Origin of the sequence: Microbacterium phosphatis, assembly GCF_049177115.1 — a bacterium.
GTDB lineage: Bacteria > Actinomycetota > Actinomycetes > Actinomycetales > Microbacteriaceae > Microbacterium > Microbacterium phosphatis.
Genome location: NZ_CP185370.1, coordinates 690,639 through 712,039, shown reverse-complemented (window position 1 = coordinate 712,039; position 21,401 = coordinate 690,639). Strand labels below are relative to the sequence as shown.

Genomic DNA, 21,401 nt, shown 5'->3' with positions numbered 1-21,401 from the left:
GCTACGAGAAAAGAGACTCATGACACTCCGCCTCGACGACACGATCGTCATCGTCACCGGCGCCGCCTCCGGCATCGGCCGGGGCACAGCCCTGCGACTGCTGGAGGAAGGGGCGACGGTCGCCGCCCTGGATCTTCGGGAAGACCGCCTTGCCGAGCTCGAGGAGGCGGTGGCGCCCGCAGACCGGGGGCGCCTCCTCACTCGCGGTGTCGACATCTCGGACGAGACGTCGGTTCGCGACGGCGTCGCGGCGGTCCTCGAGCGGTTCGGGCGGATCGACGCGCTCGTCAACGCCGCCGGGATCCTCTACGGCGACCACACCCACGAGATGACGCTCGCGCGGTGGAACCGCCTGCTCTCGGTGAACCTCACCGGCACCTTTCTGATGGTGCGCGAGGCCCTGCCGAGCCTCCTCGCCACCGGCAGCGGCGTCGTGGTGAATTTCGCCTCGACATCGGCCTTCTTCGCGCATCCCTACATGGCGGCGTACTCGGCGACGAAGGGCGCCATCGCGGCGTTCACCCACTCGATCGCGCTGGAGTACGGCAAGCAGGGCCTGCGCGCCGTGAACGTCGTCCCCGGCGGAATCGAGAGCGGCATCACAAGCACCACCGCCCAGAACCTGCCGGCCGACACCGACTGGAGCCTCTTCGGAAACCTGCAGGCGCGCCTCAACGACGGTCGCCAGGGCACGCCGCGCGATGTGGCGGGCGTCATCGCGATGCTGATCTCGGCGGACGGCGCGTTCATCACCGGGACAGAGATCCGGATCGACGGCGGCGCCCACATGTGACGGCCCGCGGCCCGCGCGGCGGCCACACGGAAAACACCTCCGAATTCCTGATCAGATCAGGTTTCGGAGGTGTTCTTCTTGTAGCAGGAGCGGGGCTTGAACCCGCGACCTCACGATTATGAGTCGTGCGCTCTCACCAACTGAGCTACCCTGCCATCGCACCTTGGTCGCCAAGATGCTGAGAGCCCCGAGTCAGGATTGAACTGACGACCCCTTCCTTACCATGGAAGTGCTCTGCCACTGAGCTATCGGGGCGTGCTGCCCGCGAGCGGGCAACTAGACGAGGATATCATCCCCTGCGCGTGGACTCGAACCGTGCCGACTCCCGCGCGCGTCACTCTGTTGTGGCGACCTGCGCCTCGGTGTCCTTCTTGTAATGCGTCCCCGCGTACTCCTGCAGCCAGGGCATCGGGTCGAAGGACTTGCCGCTCGCGTCGCGCAGCTCGAAGTGCAGGTGGGCGCCGAACGAGCGGCCCGTGTTGCCCACCTTGCCCAGGACGTCCCCGACCTCGACGTGCTGACCGTTGACGACCGTGACCGAGCCGTCCTGCATGTGCGCGTAGTGGCTCGTGACCTTGCGACCGTCGATGACGTGGTCGATGTAGACGTTGTTGCCGTAGGCGCCGTAGGCGCCGATGCGCACGGTGCCCTCGGCGATCGCCTGGATGGGCGCGCCGGCGCCCGGGGTGAAGTCGATTCCCTCGTGCAAACGCCCCCAGCGCGAGCCGAAGCCGTACGACTTGCTCGTGCCGAGCACGATCGGCCACTGGATGTCGGCGGTGGGGTCGTTGACGTAGACGGCGTTGGCGGTGTTGATGCCAGAGACGGCGGCGATCTCGGCGAACGTCGTGGTGTCGTAGCCCGTCGAGCCGGCGATGACGGTGTTGGCGGCGTCGGCGGGAGCGACGAACGCCTGGATCTCGTCGTGCGCCTTGTCGAGGGCCTCGGTCTGCGCCGAGTTGACGACACGGGCCGTCGAGTCGGAGTCGGTGGCGGCGAGGGCCGAGATCGGGGTGGTCATGCCGACCGCGAGGAGGCCGACGATGCCGAACGCGCTCACGGACGCCGCGACGGTCGCCACCCGGCGGGCCACGGAGGAGCGGAGGCGCGGGGCCGGGACGTGCGCGGCGGCCGGCTGGGCGGCCGCTGCCTGCTCGTCGGAGACGAGCGGCGTCTCACCGGTGAAGTTCAGGGCGCGGGCGGCCTCGGCGAACAGGTCGACGGGCTCCTCGGCGGCCGGCTCGTCCGCGACGGGCTCCTCGGCGACGGGGGCCTCGACCACGGGCTCGGCGACGGCCGGGGCGGCCTCGGCGACGACCGGCGGCGCCACAACGTCCTCGACCACGGCGGGGACGGCCGCGGGCGGGGCGAGGAAGGCCTGGGTCAGAACGGCCTCAACGAGGGGCGGAACGGCGGACGGGGTGGACTGGGTGTCGCGGGTGCGGAGCTCGCGCCGCGTCAGCGGCGCCTCGGAAGCAGGGCGCACGACTGCGACGCGGCGAGCGCGGCGCGTGGGCGCAGCTTCAGCCGAGGGGACGTCGAAGGGCACAGAAGAACTTTCGGGTCAGCGCCGGTTGGGGTATCGGGGGGTCCGACGCGCGAGCAATCTGGTCGTCATCAGTCTCGGGCGACTGGTAACGATTGGGTAAACACTAACCGGTTCTGCCTGAGAGCGCCATCCTCATCGCTCTCGCTGACCGGGATCGGGTGAGACCGGGTTCCCCGACACCGCTACGCGCGCGCGTCAACCAGGATCGTGCGGCGCAGCTCGTCGAACAGCGCGGGCCCCGCGACGATCGCCAGCGAGCGCCCGAAGGCGTCCGGGGCGAACCAGCCCGTGCGCCCGCCCGCCTCGTCGACCAGCAGGCGACCGGCGGCGATGTCCCACGGCTTGAGACCGCGCTCGAAGTACCCGTCGAGTCGGCCGGCGGCGACGAAGGCCAGATCGAGCGACGCCGCGCCGATCCTGCGGATGTCGCGCGCGAGCGGCATCACCCGCGTGAGGGTCTCGATGTCACCGGCGTGGGTGTTCTTGTCGTAACCGAGCCCCGTGGCGAGCAGGGCGCCCGCGGGGGCGTCATCGGTGACGTGCATCCGCTCGTCACCGAGCCAGGCGCCCTCGCCTGCCGCGGCACGGAACGTCTCCCCGAGCGCCGGCGCATGCACCACTCCGGCCAGCGCACGCCACTGGCCCGGATCCCTCGGCCCCTCGACCGCGGCGATGCTCACCGCGTACGAGGGCATGCCGAAGGCGTAGTTGACCGTGCCGTCGATCGGATCGACGACCCAGGTGATGCCGCTCGCGCCGTCGCCCTCCCCCGACTCCTCGCCGAGGAAGCCGTCCTCGGGCCGCGCGGCGGCGAGGCGGGTGCGGATCAGCTGCTCGACCTCGCGGTCGGCCTCGGTGACGATGTCGGCGATGGTCGACTTCGACGCGGCGATCGAGACGCCCTCGCGGCGTCGGCGGTGGGCGAGCTCGCCCGCCTCCGCGGCGATCTCGGTGGCCAGTTCCTGCAGCTCGAGCGGGGTCGCGGTCATGTCCTCACGCTACCCGGGCCGGAAACGGCGAAACCCCCCGGATCTCGCCGGGGGGTCTCGCTCTCCGTGGCAGGTGAGGGATTCGAACCCCCGAAGCTTTCGCGTCTGATTTACAGTCAGATCCCATTGGCCGCTCGGGCAACCTGCCAGGGCGCACCCAGCCGACTTTAACAGACGACCGGAGACGCAAGTGACAATGCTACCTGCACATCCGCGGGGGTGGAAATCGACTCGGACCACCGGGCGCGGCGCGCATTCCGCCGTGCATCTGCGCGCCGGCACGGCCCGAGACTAGGCTTGGCGCATGGCTGACAGCTCTTTCGACATCGTGTCCAAGGTCGACAAGCAGGAGGCGGACAACGCCCTCAACCAGGCGCGCAAGGAGGTCGAGCAGCGCTACGACTTCAAGGGCACCGGCTCGGACATCCAGTGGAGCGGCGAGAGCATCCTCATCACCGCCAACGCCGAGGAGCGCGCGAAGGCCGTGCTGGACGTCTTCCAGTCGAAGCTCATCAAGCGCGGCATCTCGCTGAAGAGCCTCGAGTCCGGCGAGCCGACGGTGAGCGGCAAGGAGGTCAAGCTGGTCTCCACCCTCAAGGACGGCATCTCGCAGGAGAACGCCAAGAAGATCGGCAAGATCATCCGCGACGAGGGCCCCAAGGGCGTCAAGTCGCAGATCCAGGGCGACGAGCTGCGCGTCTCGAGCAAGAGCCGCGACGACCTGCAGGAGGTCATCCGCCTCCTCAAGGCCGCAGATCTCGACATCGACCTGCAGTTCATCAACTTCCGCTGACGCGGCGCACGGCGGCGCGACGCACCGCGGCGCCGCGACTCGAACGGGCACGGGGCCGATCGGCCCCGTGCCCGTTGCGCATGGGCGTTTCACCCACCTATGGGGAGTGCTCCCCACGGTGGTCCCACCAGATGGCACGGCCGATGGCCGACATTCTGTTACCCTCTGGCGCTCCCGTAGACTGAATCAGTTCTGATCGTTGCGGGCGCGCGGTCGGCGTGCGCCACAGCACGTTGCACCCCCGGGCAATGGTCTCTGACGACTTCCTTTCCTGACGGGGGTTTTGGTGAGCGCACTCGCGCCGATCGACAAGGGCAAGCAGCTGCTCGCCGACACGGTCTTCCAGTTCCTGGGGTCGGCCATCATCGAGGGAGACCTCGAGCAGGGCGAGCGCATCCGCGACGCCGACCTCGCCGAGAAGCTGAACGTCTCGCGCATGCCGATCCGCGAGGCGCTGCAGCGTCTCGAGCGCATCGGCCTCATCGAGATGATGCCGAGCCGCTACACGCGCGTGACCGTCGTCACCGACGAGATCGTGCAGGCCTCGCTCGCCTACGCCGGCTACAAGTGCGGCATCGAGCTGCGCGCCGCCCTGCCGCTCATGACCGAGCAGCAGCTCGCACGGACCATCGAGCTGCTCGATGCCGCCGATGCCGCTCTCGGCGACGCCGAGGCGTCGATCCGGGCCCGGATCGCGTGCTCGCGCCACATCGGCTCCCTCACGGCCCAGACGGTCTACTCGCAGCACCTGCAGGACCTCGAGCTCGCGCTCGAGCGCAACCTCAAGCACGTGGGCCCGGCGCTCGACGACGAGGCGCTCCATGACAACTACGTCCGCCTGCGCGAGGCGATCCTGGACCGAGACGGCGATGTCGCCGAGCGTCTCGTCCGCGCGCAGTTCGGCATCTGACCCCGCGTTTCCACCACCCGAGCGGGAAGAGGCGCCGGATCCGATCGGATCCGGCGCCTTTCCGCGTGCGCGGGGGTTACTTCACGGCGCCCGCGGTGAGCCCGCCCACGATGTACTTCTGCAGGAAGAGGAACAGTGCCACAACGGGGAGTGCCGCCATCACGGCACCGGCCGAGAACGCGCTCCAGTCGGCGTAGCGCGGGTTCGACACGAGCTTGGTGAGACCGACCGCCAGCGTCTGGTTCTCGGTGTCGATCAGCACGACCGACGCGACCACGAACTCGTTGACGGATCCGATGAACGACAGCAGCGCGACCACCGCGAGGATCGGCGCGACCAGCCGCAGGATGATCGTGAAGAACACCCGGACATGGCTGGCGCCGTCGATCTTGGCCGCCTCGTCGATCGACTGCGGGATCGTGTTGAAGAAGCCGTACATGAGGTACGTGTTCACACCCAGTGCGCCGCCGAGGTAGACGAGGATCAGGCCGATCCGGCTGTTGAGGCCGATGGCCGGGAACCAGTCGCCGATGGCGCTCAGCAGCAGGAAGATCGCGACCACGGCGAGCAGCTGCGGGAACATCTGCACAACGACGATCGTGATCAGGCCGAAGCGGCGGCCGGTGAAGCGCATGCGCGAGAACGCGTACGCCGCGAGCGCCCCGAGGAACACCGTGAGGATCGCCGTGATGCCGGCGATGATCAGGGTGTTGCCGAACCAGGCGAGGAACGGCACCTTCGGGTCGCTGAGGATCCGGGCGTAGCTGTCGAAGCCGATCGCCGAGAACAGGGCGTTCGAGCCCGTCAGCGTGCCGTGGGGGTTCAGCGAGCTCGAGATCACGAAGACGATCGGCAGCAGCGAGAACGCCGTGACGATGACGCCCACGAGGTGCCGCCAGCCGAGGTCGGCGAACCAGCGCCCGAAGGACTGGCGGCGGACGGGGATCGAATCGATCGCGGTCATCAGTTCAGCTCCTCGAGCGACTTGGTGCGGCGGAAGGCGATCACCGAGATGACGGCCACCACGATGAAGATGATGATCGAGTAGGCGCTCGCGAGACCGTAGTCGCGCGTCTGGCCGGTGAAGGCCACCTTGTAGACCATCGAGATGAGGATGTCGGTGTGGCCGACGGGGATGGGCGCCGCCGAGTCTCGGGGCCCGCCGTCCGTGAGCATGTAGACCACGTTGAAGTTGTTGAAGTTGAACGCGAACGACGCGATCAGCAGCGGGGCGACGCTCACCAGCAGCAGGGGCAGCTTGATGAGGCGGAAGATCGCCCAGGGCTTGGCGCCGTCGACGGTCGCGGCCTCCTGCAGCTCCTCGGGGATCGACTGCAGGGCGCCGGTGCACACGAGGAACATGTAGGGGAAGCCGAGCCACAGGTTCACGATCAGGATCGACACCTTAGCCATCACCGGATCCGTCAGCCACGGGATCGAGGCGCCGCCGAAGATCACCTGGTTCAGGAAGCCGAAGCTCTGGTTCATCATGCCCGCCCACACGAGGGCCGAGAGGAACGACGGCACGGCGTACGGGAGGATCATCAGCACGCGGTAGACCGCGCGGCTGCGCATGCGGACGTTGTTGAAGGTGATCGCGAGGAACAGCCCGAGGAAGAACGTCGTGGCGACCGACAGCAGCGCGAAGCCGAACGTCCACAGCGTGACGTAGACCAGCGGGCCCGCGAGGCGCTGGTCGGTGACCGCGCGGACGAAGTTGTCGAACCCGACCGTGATCTGCCAGCCGGGCAGCAGCTGCGTGCCGTCCTCGGCGGTGAAGGCGCCGACGCCGGTGTCACTGTAGACGACGCCGGTCTCGGTGTTGGTCAGGGTGCCGGCGGCCTCGTCGTACTCGAGGGCCGATGTGTAGAGGTAGCCGCTCGTGCCGTCGGGGGTGCGCAGCGCGCCGTCGTTCGGATCGTCGGAGAACGGCACCGACAGCGCGGTGACCTCGTTCTGGCGCTGCAGAACCTGCGCGAACTGCAGGCTGCTCCAGCCGTCGGCCGAGACGGCCTTGTCGCCGTCGAAGGCGGGGTTCGCCGCCGGCTGCAGGGGCTGCTCGGTGCTGCCGACGAGGGCGTCACCATCGGGCGTCGTCACGAGCAGGCCCAGGGTGCCGCCCTGCTCGACCACGGTGATGGGGTAGGTGGGAGAGTCGGGCACGCGCTGCAGGGCCGAGGCCATCAGCGACGAGACCGCCTGGTCCTTCGTGCCGTTGTGGCCGGTGCCGTAGTTCGTGAAGGCGACGTAGCCCGTGTAGATGAGTACGAAGACCTGGAACAGCACGAGGAAGATCACGCCCGGCGTGAGGTACTTCGCCGGCATCGTGCGCTTCGAGAAGTAGATCCAGTTCACCAGCACGGTGACGGCCACCACGATGCCGATGACGAGCCACTGCTGGAAGCCGATGAGCACGAGCACCGCGTAGACGGCGATCGCGTCGACGATGCCGAGCAGCAGGAGCTTGACGATGATGCCGCGGAGGCCGCCGCCGGCCTTGTCGGCGATGGTGCGCGCCTGGCGCTGCCTCTTGACGCGGGACGGATCGGCCGCGGGGTCGGTGACCGGTTCGCCGGTCGTGGTCTCGATGTCGGTCATGGCTCCCTGCCAGTCATGTCGTCGGAGGTCGAGGCTCGCGCCCGTGCGGAGAGGGACCGACCGGGGCGGGGAGCCTCGCTCACCCGCCCCGGCCGGTCGTCACTGCCTGATCAGCCGATGGCGGCCTGGACGTCGGACGTCAGCTTCTGCCACGTCGCGACCGGGTCGGCGCCGTTGATGATCTCGGCCTGGGCGATGCCCCAGTACTGCCAGACCTGACCCATCGCCGGGATGGCCGGCATCGGGACGGCCTGCTCGCCGACCTTGGCGAAGCCGCCGATGATCGGGTCGGCCGACGCCGTCTCGGCAGCGGCCGAGAGGGCGGGGAGGATGTTGCCGGCCTCGAACAGCGCCAGCTGCGCGTCCTCGGAGCCGAGGTAGTTCACCAGGAAGTCGTTCGCGGCGACCTTGTTGTCGGACTCGGCCGAGACGAAGAAGCCCTTGACGCCGGCGAACGGCGAGGCGGGCTTGTCGGTCGGGCTCGGGACCGGGTCGATGGCGACGTCGATGCCGGCGTCGACCGCGGCGCCCACGTTCCACGGGCCGGTCAGCCAGAAGGCGGCCGTGCCGTCGATGAACGACTGCTTGGCGATGTCGCCGTCGATGTCGGTGTTGAAGACGCCGGTGCCGTTCTTGCCCTGGCCGGAGAGCCACTTCGCGAACTCCTCGCCGCCGGCGCTGCCGAGCTGGAGGTCGGTCGGGTCGTAGCCCTTGTCGTTGGTGCCGAAGACGGGGGCGCCGAACGCGGTCTGGAACGGGTACAGGTGGTACGGGTTGCCCTCGGCACCCTGCTCCACGACGAACTTGCCCTTGGCGACCATGTCGTCGAAGCTCGTGGGCGCGTCCGGCACCAGGGCCTTGTTGCGCAGCACGGCGATGTTCTCGACCGCGTACGGGAGCATGTAGACGGTGCCCTCGTAGGTCGAGGCGTCCAGCGCGACGGGCAGGAAGCCCTCGGCCGCGTCACCGAGCTCGAGCGGTGCGACCACGCCGTTGGTGGCGAGCTCGCCGAGCCAGTCGTGCGCACCCATGGTGATGTCGGGGCCCTCGCCCGTCGGCACCTGCTGGATGAAGTCGTCCTTGATGTCGGCGTTGTCCTTGCCGACCAGCTCGACCTCGACACCGGTCTTCTCGGTGTAGGCGTCGGCCGCCGACTGCAGGGCGTCCACGCGCTCGGCGTCGACCCAGACGGTCAGTGCCGAGGTGGCGTCCGCGCCGCCCTTGGCGGGGGCGGTCGTGTCCTCGCCGGCCGGAGCCGGAGACGAGCATCCGGCCAGGCCGAGGGTCGTCGCGATCGCGAAAGCCGCGACCAGGCGGCCCTTGCTGTTCACCTTCATTGGTGTGTTGCCTCTCTGTCATGAACCGGCCACTCCGCCGGGTTCTGCAAGCGATTACAGGTATACCTGCCAGTTCGTCTTCCACAAAACCGGGATCCTCGGCGATTCCGTGGATCGATGCGCAAACGTGATGCTCTCAGGTTCTGATACGACCTGCAAGCGTTTCCACTTTCAGGCCCCATCGCCTAACGTTGGTGCACATGACACCCGAATCGTCAGTGGCAGAGCGGCCCGTCGCCCTCGCCACGCCCGCACATCCCCTGCCCCGGGAGTGGTACCGCAGCGCCGCGATCTACCAGATCTATCCCCGCTCCTTCGCCGATGGCGATGGCAACGGCGTCGGCGACCTGCCCGGCATCACCTCGCGCCTCGATGACCTCCGCGACCTCGGCATCGATGCGATCTGGCTCTCGCCGTTCATGACGTCGCCGCAGAAGGACGCCGGCTATGACGTCGCCGACTACTGCGACGTCGATCCGCTCTTCGGCACGCTCGCCGACTTCGACACGATGCTCGCCGAGGCCCACACTCGCGGGCTGCGTGTGATCGTCGACCTGGTGCCCAACCACTCGTCGGATCAGCACGTCTGGTTCCAGGCCGCGCTGGCCGCCGCTCCCGGCAGCCCCGAGCGCGGTCGCTACATGTTCCGCGACGGCAAGGGCGAGAACGGAGAGCTGCCCCCGAACAACTGGGAGTCGGTCTTCGGCGGCCCCGCATGGACCCGCGTGACCGAGGCGGACGGCCGCCCCGGGCAGTGGTACCTGCACCTGTTCGACTCGTCGCAGCCCGACTTCGACTGGGCCAACCCCGTGGTCCGCGAGGAGTTCCACCGCATCCTGCGCTTCTGGCTGGACCGCGGCGTCGACGGCTTCCGCGTGGACGTCGCCCACGGCCTGGTCAAGCACAACGAGCTGCCCGACTACACGCCCCCGGCCGATGCCGCCTCGATGGGCGGCGCCGAGCCGGTCCCCTACTGGGGTCAGGAGGGCGTGCACGAGGTCTACCGCGAGTGGCGCAAGGTGCTCGAGGAGTACGACGGCGACCGCGCCCTGTGCGCGGAGGCGTGGATGCCCACCACCGCCGAGATCGCGAAGTGGGTGCGCTCGGACGAGATGCACCAGGCCTTCAACTTCAATTTCATGTTCACCGACTGGGACGCCCACGCGCTCCGCCGCGTGATCGACGAGTCCTTCGCCGCGTTCGGCGGCGTCGGCGCCCCCTCGACCTGGGTGCTCTCGAACCACGACGTGATCCGCCACGCGTCGCGCCTCGCGCTCGGCGCGGACGCCCCGCAGGGCCACGGCATCGGCCCCCTCTCCCCCGGCAAGCCCGACCCGGTGGTCGGCCTGCGCCGCGCGCGCGCCGCGACCACGCTGACGCTGGCGCTGCCCGGCTCGGCGTACCTCTACCAGGGTGAGGAGCTCGGCCTCCCCGAGGCGATCGAGCTGCCCGACGACGCGCGCCAGGACCCGACGTGGTTCCGCACGAACGGCGAGCGCTACGGCCGCGACGGCTGCCGCGTCCCGCTGCCGTGGGAGGCCGACGCCCCGGCGTTCGGCTTCAGCGACACGGGCCTCGCCTGGCTGCCGCAGCCGGCCGACTGGTCCGAGCTCGCGCGCGACCGCCAGGTCGTCGACCCCGACTCGACGCTCAACCTGTACCGGACGCTGCTGCGCCTGCGCCGCGAGCTGAACCTCGGCGCGGAGTCGTTCTCGTGGGCCGATGACCTCGGGCTGCCGGCGGGCGCGCTCGCGTTCCGCAGCGGCCCCGTGACGGTCATCGCCAACCCGGGCGCCGAGCCCGTGGTTCTCCCGCAGGGCACCCGCGTCCTCGTGTCGAGCTCGCCGCTCGTGGAGCACGCCGACGGCGTCCGCATCCTGCCGACGGACACGTCGGTCTGGCTGCTGCACGGCTGATCCGGATCTCTCCGGATAATCAAGGGGCGGATCCATCAGGATCCGCCCCTTTCAGAATCACTCGACGGACGTCGCAAGGGAGCGCGTGAACATGAGCATCGCAGAGGTCGCCCGGCTGGCCGGGGTCTCGACGGCGACGGTGTCGCGCGCGCTCTCGGGGCGCGGGCACGTCTCCGCCAAGGCCCGCGAGAAGGTGCTCGAGGCGGCGAGCGAGCTGGGGTACGTGGTCTCGCAGGCCGCGTCCTCGCTGGCCAGCGGCCGCACGCGCAACGTCGGGATCGTGCTGCCGTTCCTCAACCGGTGGTACTTCACCACCGTGCTCGAGGGCGCCCAGCAGCGGCTGATGCGCGCCGGCTACGACGTGACGCTCTACAACCTCGCCGGCGACGGCGACGAGCGCCGCGAGGTGTTCGAGCACTTCCTGCTGCGTCAGCGCGTCGACGCGGTGATCGCGGTCTCGCTCGAGCTGACCGAGTCCGAGGTCACGCGCCTGCACGCGATCGGCAAGCCGCTGGTGGGCGTGGGAGGCCCGATCCCCGGCGTGCACACGCTGGCGATCGACGACGTCGCCGTCGCGCGGCTGGCCACCGAGCACCTCATCGGGCTCGGGCACGAGCGCATCGGCCTGATCGGCGGAGACCACGCCTCCGACACCGACTTCCACCTGCCGACCAAGCGCCGTCAGGGCTTCGAGGCGGCGATGATCGACGCGGGCCTGCCGCTGGATCCGCAGCGCCAGACCGACGCCGACTTCACGGTCGAGGGCGGCTACCGCGCCGCCAAGCAGCTGCTCGGCGCCCCCGCGGCGGGCCGCGCCACCGCGATCTTCGCCGCGTCGGACGAGATGGCCTTCGGCGCCATGCTCGCCGCCCGCGACCTCGGCCTGAAGGTGCCGGACGACATCTCGGTCGTGGGCGTCGACGACCACGACCAGTCCGACTTCTTCGGTCTCACCACCGTGGCGCAGTTCCCGCGCGAGCAGGGCGCCGCGGCCGTGGACATCCTGATGGCCCAGCTCGAGCCCCAGAAGGACGGCCAGGCCCCGGCCGACACCCCGCTGCCGTTCGAGCTGCGGGTGCGGTCGTCGACGTCGCGGCCGCGCGACTGATCCGGGCCGGCTGACCCGCCCGGATCCGTCGCTCAGCCCTTCCGGCCGATGCCGATCCGCGAGAGCACCCGGCCCACGGCCGAGCCACGGCGCGCCGTGCTCTCCCACTGGGACAGCGCGACGGCCAGCAGCAGCGCGAGGCCGTAGAAGAGGTCGTTGACCCATCGGGGCGATCCCGCCAGCTGCAGGCCCTTGATGCCCACGGCAAGCACGTACATCGCCACGACCGTGCCCCAGACGTTGAAGCGCCCGCCCTTGAACTGCGTCGACCCGAGGAACACCGCGGTCAGCGCCGGCAGCAGGAAGCTCGGCCCGACGGTCGGGTCGCCCGCGTTGATCCGGCTGGTGAGCAGGGCCCCGGCGAGCGCGGCGATCGCACCGCCGGCGACGAGGCTCCACACGCGGATGCCCTCGACGCCCACCCCGGCCAGGCGCGCGGCCTCGGGGTTGAAGCCCACGGCGTACATCCGGCGGCCGGCGGGCGTGCGCTCGAGCACGTACCAGGTCACCAGCGCCACGGCGAAGAGGACGTAGACCGGCACGGTCACCCCTCCCCACTGCGTGGTCGCGAGCTTCCCGTAGTCGGGGCCGAGGTCCAGGATCTGCTGGCTGCCCGAGACCCACGCCATGCCGGCCAGCAGGATCGAGCTCATGCCGAGCGTGGCGATGATCGGCTCGACCCGCAGGCGCGTGATCACGAGCGCGGTGACCAGCCCGATCAGCGCGCCGGCCAGGATCACGGCAGGCAGCTGGATCGCGATCGGCAGGCCCGCCTTCGACAGGAACCAGGCGGAGACGATGGCCGAGAAGCCGACCTGCGCGCCGACGGCGAGGTTGAGGGAGCCTGCGACGAGCGGGATGAGCGCGGCGATCGCGGCGAGCCCGGTCAGGGCCTCGGCGTCGAGCAGCGAGCGCCAGACCCCGGGCTGCAGGAACCGGTCCGGGATCCAGATCGCGAAGACCGCGAAGATGACGATGAAGATGTAGACCGCGCTGATGTTGCGGAAGGACAGGGCGCGCAGGATGTCGCTGCGACTGGTGCTCACGGGGCCTCCTCGGCCGGGTTCACGGGGATGTTCGGGTGGGGTGACGCGTCAGGCGAGGCCGTAGCCCTCGCTGACGAGGCGGTTCTCGGTGAGATCGGGGCCCTCGAGCTCGGCGGCGCCGCGGCCGTCGCGCATCACGATCACGCGGTCGCACAGCCGCAGCAGCTCCTTGGCGTCGGACGAGCTGACGAGCACGCCGGCACCGGCGGCAGCGGCCCGCTCGATGGCCTCGTAGATCGCGGCCTTCGCTCCGATGTCGACGCCCTGGGTCGGCTCGTCGAGCAGCAGGACCACCGGGTCGTCCCGCAGGGCGCGGGCCATCACGACCTTCTGCTGGTTGCCGCCGCTGAACAGCGAGAAGCGCTGATCAGGCAGCGAGGGCCGGACGCCGTACTCGGTCATCAGCGCGCCGACCTCCTCGCGCTCGCGGCGCGCCGAGATGGCCCCCAGGGGGCCGGTCAGCGTGCGCAGCTGCGGCAGCGTCATGTTCTCGCGCGCGTTCATGTCCCGCACCGCGCCGAGGCGTGCGCGATCGCCCGGCACGAAGGCGACCCCGCGGCGCAGGCTCGCGGCGGGGCTGCGCCGGGGGTGGTCCGACCCCGCCACGGCGAACTCCGACGCGGCGGCCTCCGTGGCGCCGTACAGCAGCGACGGCACCGCCTCGCGGCCCGAGCCCAGCGCCCCGGCGACGCCGACGATCTCGCCGGGGAGCACGTCGAGGTCGAGGTGCTCGACGGTGCCTCCCTGCAGCCCACGCACGCGCAGCGCCGGAACGGCACCCGGCCGGCGCGCGCCCGCCGGGGCGCCCGCGACGGCGGCCGCCGAGGATCCGGTGATCAGCTCGACGAGGCGGGTGTGGTCGACCCCCGAGACGGGCTCGTCGGCGACCTTCCTCCCGTCGCGCAGCACAACAACGCGGTGCGCCAGGCTCAGCACCTCGTCGAGGCGATGCGAGACGAAGATGACCCCCGCGCCCTCGGCGGCGAGGCGCCGCACGGCGGCGAAGAGCGTCTCCACCTCGCTGCGGTGCAGCGACTCAGTCGACTCGTCCAGCACGATCACGTTGGCGGGGTGCTCCCACCCGTCCAGGGCCCGGCTGATGGCCACGATCGCGCGCTGGGCGGGGGTGAGGGCCCGCACCGGAGCGTCGAGGTCGAACACCTCGCCGAAGCGCGAGACGAGCTCGCGTGTGCGCTCTCGCTCGGCCCCGCGGCGGATCGGGGCACCGCCCGACGGGCCCGTCCGCTTCACGAGCGCGAGGTTCTCGACGGCCGAGAGCTCACCCACCAGCGCCAGGTCCTGATGGATGATGTGCAACCCGGTGCCGTCGGCCAGCGAGACCGTGCCGCCGTCGGCGATGTAGGCGCCGGCGAGCACCTTGACGAGCGTCGACTTGCCCGAGCCGTTGTGGCCGAGCACCGCGACGATCTCGCCGGGGTTCACGTCGAGGCTCACGCCGTCGAGCGCGATGAGATTGGGGAAGGCCTTGATCAGGCCCTCGACGCGCAGCAGCGGCGCGGTGGGGTCAGCCAATGGGTGCTCCTCGTCGAGCGGGATCGAGCGGATCGGGGCGAGGGACGTTGCCGGGAGGCCCTTCGGGCGGACCTCCCGGCGGCTGTCACTCCGCCAGCCAGTTGGCGGCGAAGCGGTCCTGGTAGTCCGGGATGGCGACGTAGCCCGTCACCGGATCCTCGGGGGCGTTGTCCGCATCGGTGATGCGGGTGAGGGTGGAGGCCCGGGTCTCGGTGTCCGGCCACTCGTACTCCTGACCCGCCATCTCGCGCAGCAGCTGGTCGAGCACGGTCCACATCATGAGGTTCAGGTCGACCGACAGCGTCGCGTCCTGCTCGCCCGCGGCGATCTGCTCGTAGTTCGGCGGCGCGGTCCACATCGCGATGCCCTTGGTCTCGAGGCCCGCCAGGTTCAGCTTCTGCGGAAGGCCGATCTGCACCTCGTCGACGGCGGCCATGAAGTACTCCGTGTCGGGGTTGGCCTGCAGGTCGCTCACCACCCGGTCGGCGGCCGTCGAGCCGAGCTCGGCGATGGGGATGTCGACCACGCGCATCGTGCAGTCGGGGCACAGCTCGGCGAGCTTCGCCTCGGCGCCCTCGAGCTCGAGCGACGAGAAGGGGAACTCGGGGATGTTGTAGAAGACGTACTCGGACGCCCCGCCCGAGCGGGCCACGGCGGCCGCCGCGAGCACACCGCCGTTCGCCTTCATCCAGTCCGGGCCGTTGAACGCCTCGGGCAGCCCGTGCTCGACGGTGTTCATAACGGATCCGCTGGCGATCGGGATCCCGAGCTCGTTCAGCTGCTCGATCTGCGGCTCGAAGAAGATCGGGTCGAGCGTGATGTTGATCACGCCGTCGGGGGCGAGCTCGACGACGGTGTTCAAGGCCGCGTTGATGCTCTGCGCATCGCGGCCCACCTCGACCCGCTCGAGCTTCAGCCCGAGCAGCTCGGCCGGGGCCTGCAGGTTCTGCCACATCACCGCGCTGACGGGGGTACCCACATCGAGGTACACAACGTGCGTGCCCTTCTCGACGGGCGCCTCGAGCGGCTCGTCGATCAGCAGGTTCTTCTCTCCCTCTCCCATCCACGGGGCGAGGAAGGCCTCGGCGGCGGCCACGTCGGCCGCACCGCCGTCGCCGGTGCCGGCGGAGCCGGCGGGTTCCGCCGGCGTCGAGCCCGCGGTGCAGGCGGTGAGGGCGAAGGCGCCCGTCGCGACGAGGGCTGCGGCCTGCAGCCCCCTGGTCCATCGTCCGCGCGTCATTGCACGTCCTTTCGTCGGGTGGTGCTGTGTTTTCTCGGGTGTCGATCCGGAGCGGATCAGAAGGGGTAGCGCTGGATCTGCGACTGCACCGTGACCCACTGGGTCTCGGTGAAGGCCTCGATGTTGGCCTCGTGCCCGCCGAAGCGGGCCCCGGTGCCCGAGGCGCCGGTGCCGCCGAAGGGCGCCTGCGACTCGTCGTCGACGGTCTGGTCGTTGATGTGGAGGATGCCGCTCGGGATCCGGTCCCCCAGCTCGAAGGCGCGGTAGGCGTCGCCGGAGAGGATCGCCACCGACAGGCCGTACTCGGAGGCGTTCACGAGGTCGACGGCCTCGTCGATCTCGTCGAAGCGGATGACGGGGGCCACCGGGCCGAAGATCTCGTCCGTGAACGCCCGGTGGTCAGGGCGGACCTCCGCCAGCACGGTCGGCTGGTAGAAGAGGTCGGTGTACTCGCCGCCCGCCCGCAGCTGCGCGCCGGCCGCCACCGTCTCGGTCACGATCTCGTGCACGTGGTCGCGCTGGCGCTGATCGATGATCGGCCCGAGCGGGGTGCCCGTGGCCGGGTCGCCGGCGCGCAGCGCCTCGGCCTTCTCGGCGAGGAGCTCGACGTACTCGTCGTGGATGTCGGCGTGCACGATGTGGCGCCCCGTCGTCATGCAGATCTGCCCCTGGTGCAGGAAGGATCCCCACGCGCCGGCCGCTGCCGCCGCGGCCACATCGACATCGGGCAGCACGATCATGGCGTTGTTGCCGCCGAGCTCGAGGTGCGCGCGCTTGAGCAGCCGACCGGCCCGCTCGCCGATGACACGGCCGGCGGCGGTGGACCCGGTGAACGAGATCACGGGGACATCCGGGTGCTCGACCAGCGCTGATCCGACGTCCGCCCCTCCGGGGACGACCGCGAAGACGCCGGCGGGCAGCCCCGCCTCCTCGAGCACGGCGGCGAGGAAGAGACCGCCCGCGATGCTCGTGCGGGGGTCGGGCTTGAGCACCACGGCGTTGCCGAGCGCGAGAGCGGGGAAGATCGAGCGCGACCCGAGGATCGCGGGGAAGTTGAACGGCGAGATCACCCCGACCACGCCCACCGGGCGTCGCCGCGCGAGGCTCAGACGGGGGTGGGACGACTGCAGCAGCTGGCCGTACGGCATGAGCGCCGTGGCGGCGGCGTGGTGCAGCTCGCTGATGACCAGCCCCGCCTCGAAGGCGGCCTTGCCCTGACCGGATCCGGCCTCGTCCACGAGCCAGCCCACGAGCACGTCGGTGTGCTGCTCCATCACGGCCGCGGCGCGGCGCATCACGGCGGCGCGCTGCTCGGCAGGGCGCGCGGCCCAGTCCCGCTGCGCGGCGGCGGCCAGGCTCACCGCGTCGGCGAGGTCGCCGGCGCTGCCGAAGCCCACGCTCGCGAGCTCGGCGCCCGTGGCCGGCGACGTCACCGTGCCGGTGCCGTCGAGCTCGCTCCAGCCGCCGACGAAGCCGCGGCCGTTCCAGTCCTGCTGTGCGAAGAACGTCATCGTCTCTCCCGAATCCCACCCGTCCTCTTCGACGGTCAAGGGGGACTCTAGGCGGGCCGGATCGGGTGGATCCGGCGTTTTGTGCACGGCTCGGGACAGCGAATTGACCGGCCTCTCGGCCCGGATTACGCTCACGGATCAACGTGGAGGCGAACGTGGAAGTTCTCGAGGCTGAGAGCGCCGACGAATGGGAGTCGGTCGTGAGCGGATTCTTCGTGCCCCTGAGGTGCGACGGGTTCGAGGCCTCCTTCCGCGCCCGCATGGAGCACACGGTTGTCGATGAGCGCCTGTCGATCTCGCGCGTGACCGAGTGCGGGCTGATCGCCGAGCACAGCGGGGCGCTCCGGCGCCGGGCCGACACGGACGATCTCCACATCTCGCTGCAGCTGTCCTCGCGCGGCACCGTGACCCAGGGCGGACGGTCGGCCGCGATCGTGCCCGGATCGGTGATCCTCTACGCGACGAACCGCCCGTACCGCCTCGACTACTCGTGGCCGGATCAGCGGCACCTCATCCTGCAGCTCTCGCGCGGCTCGCTCGATGTGCCCCCGGGCATGCTCGAGGCGGCCCTCGCCCGGCTCGCGCTGCCCCAGGGGCGGCGTGCGGTCGCCGCCCGCAACCTGTTCTCGTACGTCGAGGCGCTGCCCTCGGCCGACGAGGCCGCGCACGTCACGCGCGACCTCGCCCGCACGATGGTGCGGGCATCCCTCGGCGAGGGCGCCGCGGTGCCGCGCACCTCGGGCGGCCTGCGCCACGCCGTGCAGGAGCACCTGCGCGCCAACGCGCACGACCCCGCGATCGACATGGATCAGGTCGCGCGCCGGCACCTCGTCTCGCGCCGGCGGCTGTACCAGGCGTTCGAGCAGGCGGGGATGTCGCCCGCGTCGTTCCTGCGCGCCGAGCGCCTCGCGATGGCGTCGCGGATGCTCGCCGACCCGGCCGAGCGCCGCACGGTCGAGCAGATCGCCTACGCCTCCGGCTTCGACGACCCCACGACCTTCACCCGCGCGTTCCGCCGCGGCTTCGGGATGACCCCCCGCGACTGGCGCGCCAGGTCCTGATCGCCCGCGTCCGGCCAGTGTCCAGGGCCGGGTGCTAGGGTCGGTCATGCGTTCGAGTCTCGAGCGCATCGTCGTGTCTCGACAGGGCTCGCCGGATCCTTCCGGCTGAACGACCCGATCATCCTGCCGCGGCGAACGGATCCGGCATCCGCCGAGTTCGCCCACCACCGGCCCGCGCTCTCTGCGCGTCTGCACCGTGTTCGCCCGAACCGCGTGCCAGGCCTGCGCCGGAACATCGAAAGTGCATGCACACATGACTGCTGACCAGCAGCCCACCTTCGCCGATCTCGGCGTCCCCTCGGTGCTCGTCGACGCGCTCGTCGCGATGGAGCGCCCGACTCCGTTCCCCATCCAGCGCGAGACGCTGCCGTCGACCCTCGCCGGTCGCGACGTCCTCGGACGCGGCAAGACCGGATCCGGCAAGACGCTCGCGTTCGCCATCCCGCTCGTCGCCCGCCTCGCCGCGGCCCACCAGCGCGGCCGCGCCGGCTCCCCCGTCGCGCTTGTGCTCGCCCCGACGCGCGAGCTCGCGACTCAGATCACCCGCACGGTCGAGCCGCTGGCCAAGGCCGCCGGCATGAGCGTGACCACGATCTTCGGCGGCGTCTCGCAGAAGCCGCAGGAGGCCGCCTTCGCCCGCGGCGTCGACATCGTCGTGGCCTGCCCCGGCCGCCTCGAGGACCTCATGGGCCAGGGCGTTGTGCGCCTCGACCGCGTGTCGGTCACCGTGCTCGACGAGGCCGACCACATGGCCGACCTGGGCTTCCTGCCCGGCGTCACCCGGATCCTGTCGAAGACCCCGACCGACGGCCAGCGCATGTTCTTCTCGGCGACGCTGGACAACGGCGTCGACAAGCTCGTCAAGCGCTTCCTGCCGAACCCGGAGCACATCGCGATCGACTCGGCCGAGTCGCCGGTCGCCGCGATGACGCACCACCTGTTCGAGATCTCCAGCACGGAGCTGAAGACCGACGTCATCAAGGCCCTCGCCTCGGGCACCGCGCGTCGCATGCTCTTCACGCGCACCAAGCACCAGGCCAAGAAGCTCGCGCGTCAGCTGACGTCGGGCGGCATCCCGGCCGTCGACCTGCACGGCAACCTGTCGCAGAACGCCCGCGACCGCAACCTCGCCGACTTCTCGTCGGGCGCCGTGAAGGTGCTCGTCGCGACCGACGTCGCCGCCCGCGGTGTGCACGTCGACGGAGTCGACCTGGTCGTCCACATCGACCCGCCGGCCGAGCACAAGGCGTACCTGCACCGTTCGGGCCGCACCGCCCGCGCCGGCGCCGCCGGCGACGTCGTGACGCTGATGGTGCCCTCGCAGCGCAAGGACACCGAGATCCTGATGCGCCGCGCGGCGATCGACGTCAAGGCTCAGCACGTCACCGCCAACCACTCGGCGGTCATCGCGCTCATCGGCGAGGTCGCCGAGCGCGTGGCCCCGCGTCCGGGTGGCCCCGGGGCCGGCAACGCCCCGGCCGACGGCTCCACCGGCGGCGGGCAGTCCCCGCGCAGCGGCCAGGGCAGCCAGGGCGCGAACGCGCGTCGCAAGCGCGCGGCCCGCGAGGGCCAGGGCGCCGCGTCCGGTCAGGGCGGTCAGGGCGGCGGCCGCGGCGGTCGTGGCGGACAGGCCTCCGGCCAGGGCGGCCAGCGCCAGGGCGCGGGTCGCGGTCAGGGCGGCGGCCGCGGTCAGTCGACCACGAGCTACAGCACCTCCACGGGGCAGCCGGCCCAGCGCCCCGCCCACGGGGGCTCGGCGCACGGCGGCTCGTCGTCGGCCGGTGCCGCCGCGGCCCCGCAGCGCCGCCGCGGCCCGCGCCGCGCGTCGGCCCCCGGCACCGGGCGCTGATCCGCCTCGCGGCGGCCGCGCCGGGGCGACCCGGCCGGCTGCCGTGAGCGCAGCGATCCCGCAACGCGAGAAGAGCCCGGCCCCCATGGGGCCGGGCTCTTCCGCGTCAGGCGGGGATCAGAAGTCGAAGTCGCCGATGTTCTCCGCGTTGAAGATGAACGGCTCGCCGAGGAGCACCGAGGCGCCCTCGCCGACCTCGAACTCGCCGAGGTCGCCGGCCTCGAAGGTGTCGCCCTCCTCGCCGGTGATGGTGCCGTCGGCCAGCGCCTTGGCGGCGTAGGCGGCGAGGAAGCCGAGGTCCTCGGGGTTCCACAGGGCGAACGCCGTGACGGTGCCGTCCTCGACGTACTCGCGCATCTGGTTCGGGGTGCCGAGACCGGTGAGCGCGACCTTGCCCTTGAACTCCGACGTCGACAGGTAGCGCGCGGCGGCCGCGATGCCGACCGTGGTGGGCGAGATGATGCCCTTCAGGTTCGGGTGCGACTGCAGCAGCGCCGCGGTCTGGTCGAACGACTTCTGGTCGTCGTCATCGCCGTAGACGGTGTCGACGAGCGTGATGTCGGGGTGGTTCTCCTCGAGCTCGGTCTTCATGAGCTCGATCCAGGCGTTCTGGTTGGTGGCGTTGGCCGATGCCGACAGCACGGCGACCTCGCCCGCGTCGCCGATCTGCTCGGCGATCAGGTCGACCTGGGCCTTGGCGATGCCCTCGGCCGTGGCCTGGTTGATGAACAGGTCGCGGCACTCGGGGTCGGTGTCCGAGTCGAAGGTGACGATCTTGGTGCCCGCCGAGCGCGCCTCCTCGAGCGCGTCACACAGGGCGCTGGGGTCGTTGGCCGAGATGACCAGGGCGTTCACGCCCTGCTGCGCGGCGGTCTGGATGTACTGCACCTGCGACGTGGGGCTGGCCTCGGTGGGGCCGACCTCGTCGAACGTGCCGCCGAACTCCTCGACCGCGGCCTTGCCGCCCTTGCTGGAGGTGTCGAAGTACGGGTTGCCGAGGTTCTTGGGCAGGAAGGTGACCGAGACGGCGTCGCCGCCGTCACCGCCGCCGCCCTCGCCACCGGCTCCCCCGCCCGTGGCGGTGCAGCCGGACGCGACGAGCGCGACGCCGATCGTGAGCGCGGCTGCTCCCAGCAGCGCACGGGACTTGCGGAATCCGAACATCGTT

Annotated in this window: 17 protein-coding genes and 3 tRNA genes; 7 read left to right on the top strand and 13 right to left on the bottom strand. The window is 70.8% G+C overall.

All coding sequences use genetic code 11. From position 1 onward, the window contains the following. Nucleotides 1-19: 19 nt before the first annotated feature. Nucleotides 20-793, top strand: coding sequence for an SDR family NAD(P)-dependent oxidoreductase (locus ACOKGD_RS03330; protein ID WP_342336801.1), 774 nt, complete (start codon nt 20-22; stop codon nt 791-793). An 81-nt stretch (nt 794-874) separates the two neighbouring features. Here ACOKGD_RS03330 and ACOKGD_RS03325 read toward each other — a convergent pair. The 5 genes from ACOKGD_RS03325 to ACOKGD_RS03305 form a co-directional block, all read right to left on the bottom strand. Next, a tRNA-Met gene (locus ACOKGD_RS03325) sits at nt 875-948 on the bottom strand. 28 nt (nt 949-976) lie between these two features. Beyond that, nucleotides 977-1,048, bottom strand: a tRNA-Thr gene (locus ACOKGD_RS03320). 79 nt (nt 1,049-1,127) lie between these two features. Continuing rightward, nucleotides 1,128-2,279 (bottom strand): M23 family metallopeptidase, encoded by a 1,152-nt coding sequence (locus ACOKGD_RS03315; protein WP_342336803.1) that lies wholly within the window; start codon nt 2,277-2,279, stop codon nt 1,128-1,130. Between the two features lie 245 nt (nt 2,280-2,524). Then, on the bottom strand, nt 2,525-3,331 hold the full coding sequence (locus ACOKGD_RS03310; protein WP_342336804.1) for an inositol monophosphatase family protein: 807 nt from the start codon (nt 3,329-3,331) through the stop codon (nt 2,525-2,527). A gap of 67 nt (nt 3,332-3,398) precedes the next feature. Beyond that, a tRNA-Tyr gene (locus tag ACOKGD_RS03305) sits at nt 3,399-3,479 on the bottom strand. Nucleotides 3,480-3,635: 156 nt separating this feature from the next. Between ACOKGD_RS03305 and ACOKGD_RS03300 the strand changes: the two genes are divergently transcribed. Together ACOKGD_RS03300 and ACOKGD_RS03295 are read left to right on the top strand one after the other, a co-directional pair. Next, complete coding sequence (locus ACOKGD_RS03300) at nt 3,636-4,124, top strand: YajQ family cyclic di-GMP-binding protein (protein WP_342336806.1); 489 nt, start codon at nt 3,636-3,638, stop codon at nt 4,122-4,124. Between the two features lie 286 nt (nt 4,125-4,410). Beyond that, nucleotides 4,411-5,034 carry a GntR family transcriptional regulator gene (locus ACOKGD_RS03295; protein WP_342336808.1) on the top strand — a complete coding sequence of 208 codons (624 nt, stop codon included), beginning with the start codon at nt 4,411-4,413 and terminating at the stop codon, nt 5,032-5,034. A gap of 76 nt (nt 5,035-5,110) precedes the next feature. On the opposite strand, the gene ACOKGD_RS03290 is transcribed toward ACOKGD_RS03295, so the two are convergent. From ACOKGD_RS03290 to ACOKGD_RS03280, 3 genes are all read right to left on the bottom strand, one after another. After that, nucleotides 5,111-5,998, bottom strand: a complete 888-nt coding sequence (locus tag ACOKGD_RS03290) for a sugar ABC transporter permease (RefSeq protein WP_342336810.1) — start codon at nt 5,996-5,998, stop codon at nt 5,111-5,113. Next, nucleotides 5,998-7,632 carry an ABC transporter permease subunit gene (locus tag ACOKGD_RS03285; protein WP_342336811.1) on the bottom strand — a complete coding sequence of 545 codons (1,635 nt, stop codon included), beginning with the start codon at nt 7,630-7,632 and terminating at the stop codon, nt 5,998-6,000. Before ACOKGD_RS03285 ends, ACOKGD_RS03290 begins: the two co-directional genes overlap by 1 nt. Nucleotides 7,633-7,742: 110 nt before the next feature. Further along, on the bottom strand, nt 7,743-8,969 hold the full coding sequence (locus ACOKGD_RS03280) for a sugar ABC transporter substrate-binding protein (RefSeq protein WP_342336812.1): 1,227 nt from the start codon (nt 8,967-8,969) through the stop codon (nt 7,743-7,745). A gap of 200 nt (nt 8,970-9,169) precedes the next feature. Here ACOKGD_RS03280 and ACOKGD_RS03275 point away from each other — a divergent pair, with 200 nt between their 5' ends. Both ACOKGD_RS03275 and ACOKGD_RS03270 read left to right on the top strand, forming a co-directional pair. Beyond that, nucleotides 9,170-10,885 carry a glycoside hydrolase family 13 protein gene (locus ACOKGD_RS03275; RefSeq protein ID WP_342336814.1) on the top strand — a complete coding sequence of 572 codons (1,716 nt, stop codon included), beginning with the start codon at nt 9,170-9,172 and terminating at the stop codon, nt 10,883-10,885. A gap of 85 nt (nt 10,886-10,970) precedes the next feature. Further along, nucleotides 10,971-11,993 (top strand): LacI family DNA-binding transcriptional regulator, encoded by a 1,023-nt coding sequence (locus ACOKGD_RS03270; RefSeq protein ID WP_342336816.1) that lies wholly within the window; start codon nt 10,971-10,973, stop codon nt 11,991-11,993. Nucleotides 11,994-12,025: 32 nt separating this feature from the next. Here ACOKGD_RS03270 and ACOKGD_RS03265 read toward each other — a convergent pair whose 3' ends face one another. From ACOKGD_RS03265 to ACOKGD_RS03250, 4 genes are all read right to left on the bottom strand, one after another. Further along, the gene (locus ACOKGD_RS03265) at nt 12,026-13,039 is read right to left on the bottom strand and encodes an ABC transporter permease (RefSeq protein ID WP_342336817.1); all 1,014 of its coding nucleotides are present in this window, start codon (nt 13,037-13,039) and stop codon (nt 12,026-12,028) included. 48 nt (nt 13,040-13,087) lie between these two features. Further along, nucleotides 13,088-14,572, bottom strand: a complete 1,485-nt coding sequence (locus ACOKGD_RS03260; protein WP_342336818.1) for a sugar ABC transporter ATP-binding protein — start codon at nt 14,570-14,572, stop codon at nt 13,088-13,090. Nucleotides 14,573-14,657: 85 nt separating this feature from the next. After that, nucleotides 14,658-15,812 (bottom strand): sugar ABC transporter substrate-binding protein, encoded by a 1,155-nt coding sequence (locus ACOKGD_RS03255; RefSeq protein WP_342336819.1) that lies wholly within the window; start codon nt 15,810-15,812, stop codon nt 14,658-14,660. Nucleotides 15,813-15,868: 56 nt separating this feature from the next. Further along, nucleotides 15,869-17,323, bottom strand: coding sequence for an aldehyde dehydrogenase family protein (locus tag ACOKGD_RS03250; protein WP_342336820.1), 1,455 nt, complete (start codon nt 17,321-17,323; stop codon nt 15,869-15,871). A gap of 155 nt (nt 17,324-17,478) precedes the next feature. Between ACOKGD_RS03250 and ACOKGD_RS03245 the strand changes: the two genes are divergently transcribed. Further along, nucleotides 17,479-18,384, top strand: a complete 906-nt coding sequence (locus ACOKGD_RS03245; RefSeq protein ID WP_342336821.1) for an AraC family transcriptional regulator — start codon at nt 17,479-17,481, stop codon at nt 18,382-18,384. Between the two features lie 253 nt (nt 18,385-18,637). Next, the gene (locus tag ACOKGD_RS03240) at nt 18,638-20,233 is read left to right on the top strand and encodes a DEAD/DEAH box helicase (RefSeq protein WP_342336823.1); all 1,596 of its coding nucleotides are present in this window, start codon (nt 18,638-18,640) and stop codon (nt 20,231-20,233) included. Nucleotides 20,234-20,350: 117 nt separating this feature from the next. Here ACOKGD_RS03240 and rhaS read toward each other — a convergent pair whose 3' ends face one another. After that, nucleotides 20,351-21,397: a rhamnose ABC transporter substrate-binding protein gene (rhaS, locus tag ACOKGD_RS03235; RefSeq protein ID WP_342336825.1), complete on the bottom strand. Its 1,047-nt coding sequence runs from the start codon at nt 21,395-21,397 to the stop codon at nt 20,351-20,353. Nucleotides 21,398-21,401: the final 4 nt, after the last annotated feature.

Coding starts and splice junctions, on each gene's coding strand:
- ACOKGD_RS03330 (WP_342336801.1), top strand. CDS start 20: ATGACACTCCGCCTCGACGACACGATCGTCATCGTCACCGGCGCCGCC.
- ACOKGD_RS03310 (WP_342336804.1), bottom strand. CDS start 3,331: ATGACCGCGACCCCGCTCGAGCTGCAGGAACTGGCCACCGAGATCGCC.
- ACOKGD_RS03300 (WP_342336806.1), top strand. CDS start 3,636: ATGGCTGACAGCTCTTTCGACATCGTGTCCAAGGTCGACAAGCAGGAG.
- ACOKGD_RS03290 (WP_342336810.1), bottom strand. CDS start 5,998: ATGACCGCGATCGATTCGATCCCCGTCCGCCGCCAGTCCTTCGGGCGC.
- ACOKGD_RS03285 (WP_342336811.1), bottom strand. CDS start 7,632: ATGACCGACATCGAGACCACGACCGGCGAACCGGTCACCGACCCCGCG.
- ACOKGD_RS03280 (WP_342336812.1), bottom strand. CDS start 8,969: ATGAAGGTGAACAGCAAGGGCCGCCTGGTCGCGGCTTTCGCGATCGCG.
- ACOKGD_RS03275 (WP_342336814.1), top strand. CDS start 9,170: ATGACACCCGAATCGTCAGTGGCAGAGCGGCCCGTCGCCCTCGCCACG.
- ACOKGD_RS03255 (WP_342336819.1), bottom strand. CDS start 15,812: ATGACGCGCGGACGATGGACCAGGGGGCTGCAGGCCGCAGCCCTCGTC.
- ACOKGD_RS03250 (WP_342336820.1), bottom strand. CDS start 17,323: ATGACGTTCTTCGCACAGCAGGACTGGAACGGCCGCGGCTTCGTCGGC.
- ACOKGD_RS03240 (WP_342336823.1), top strand. CDS start 18,638: ATGACTGCTGACCAGCAGCCCACCTTCGCCGATCTCGGCGTCCCCTCG.
- rhaS (WP_342336825.1), bottom strand. CDS start 21,397: ATGTTCGGATTCCGCAAGTCCCGTGCGCTGCTGGGAGCAGCCGCGCTC.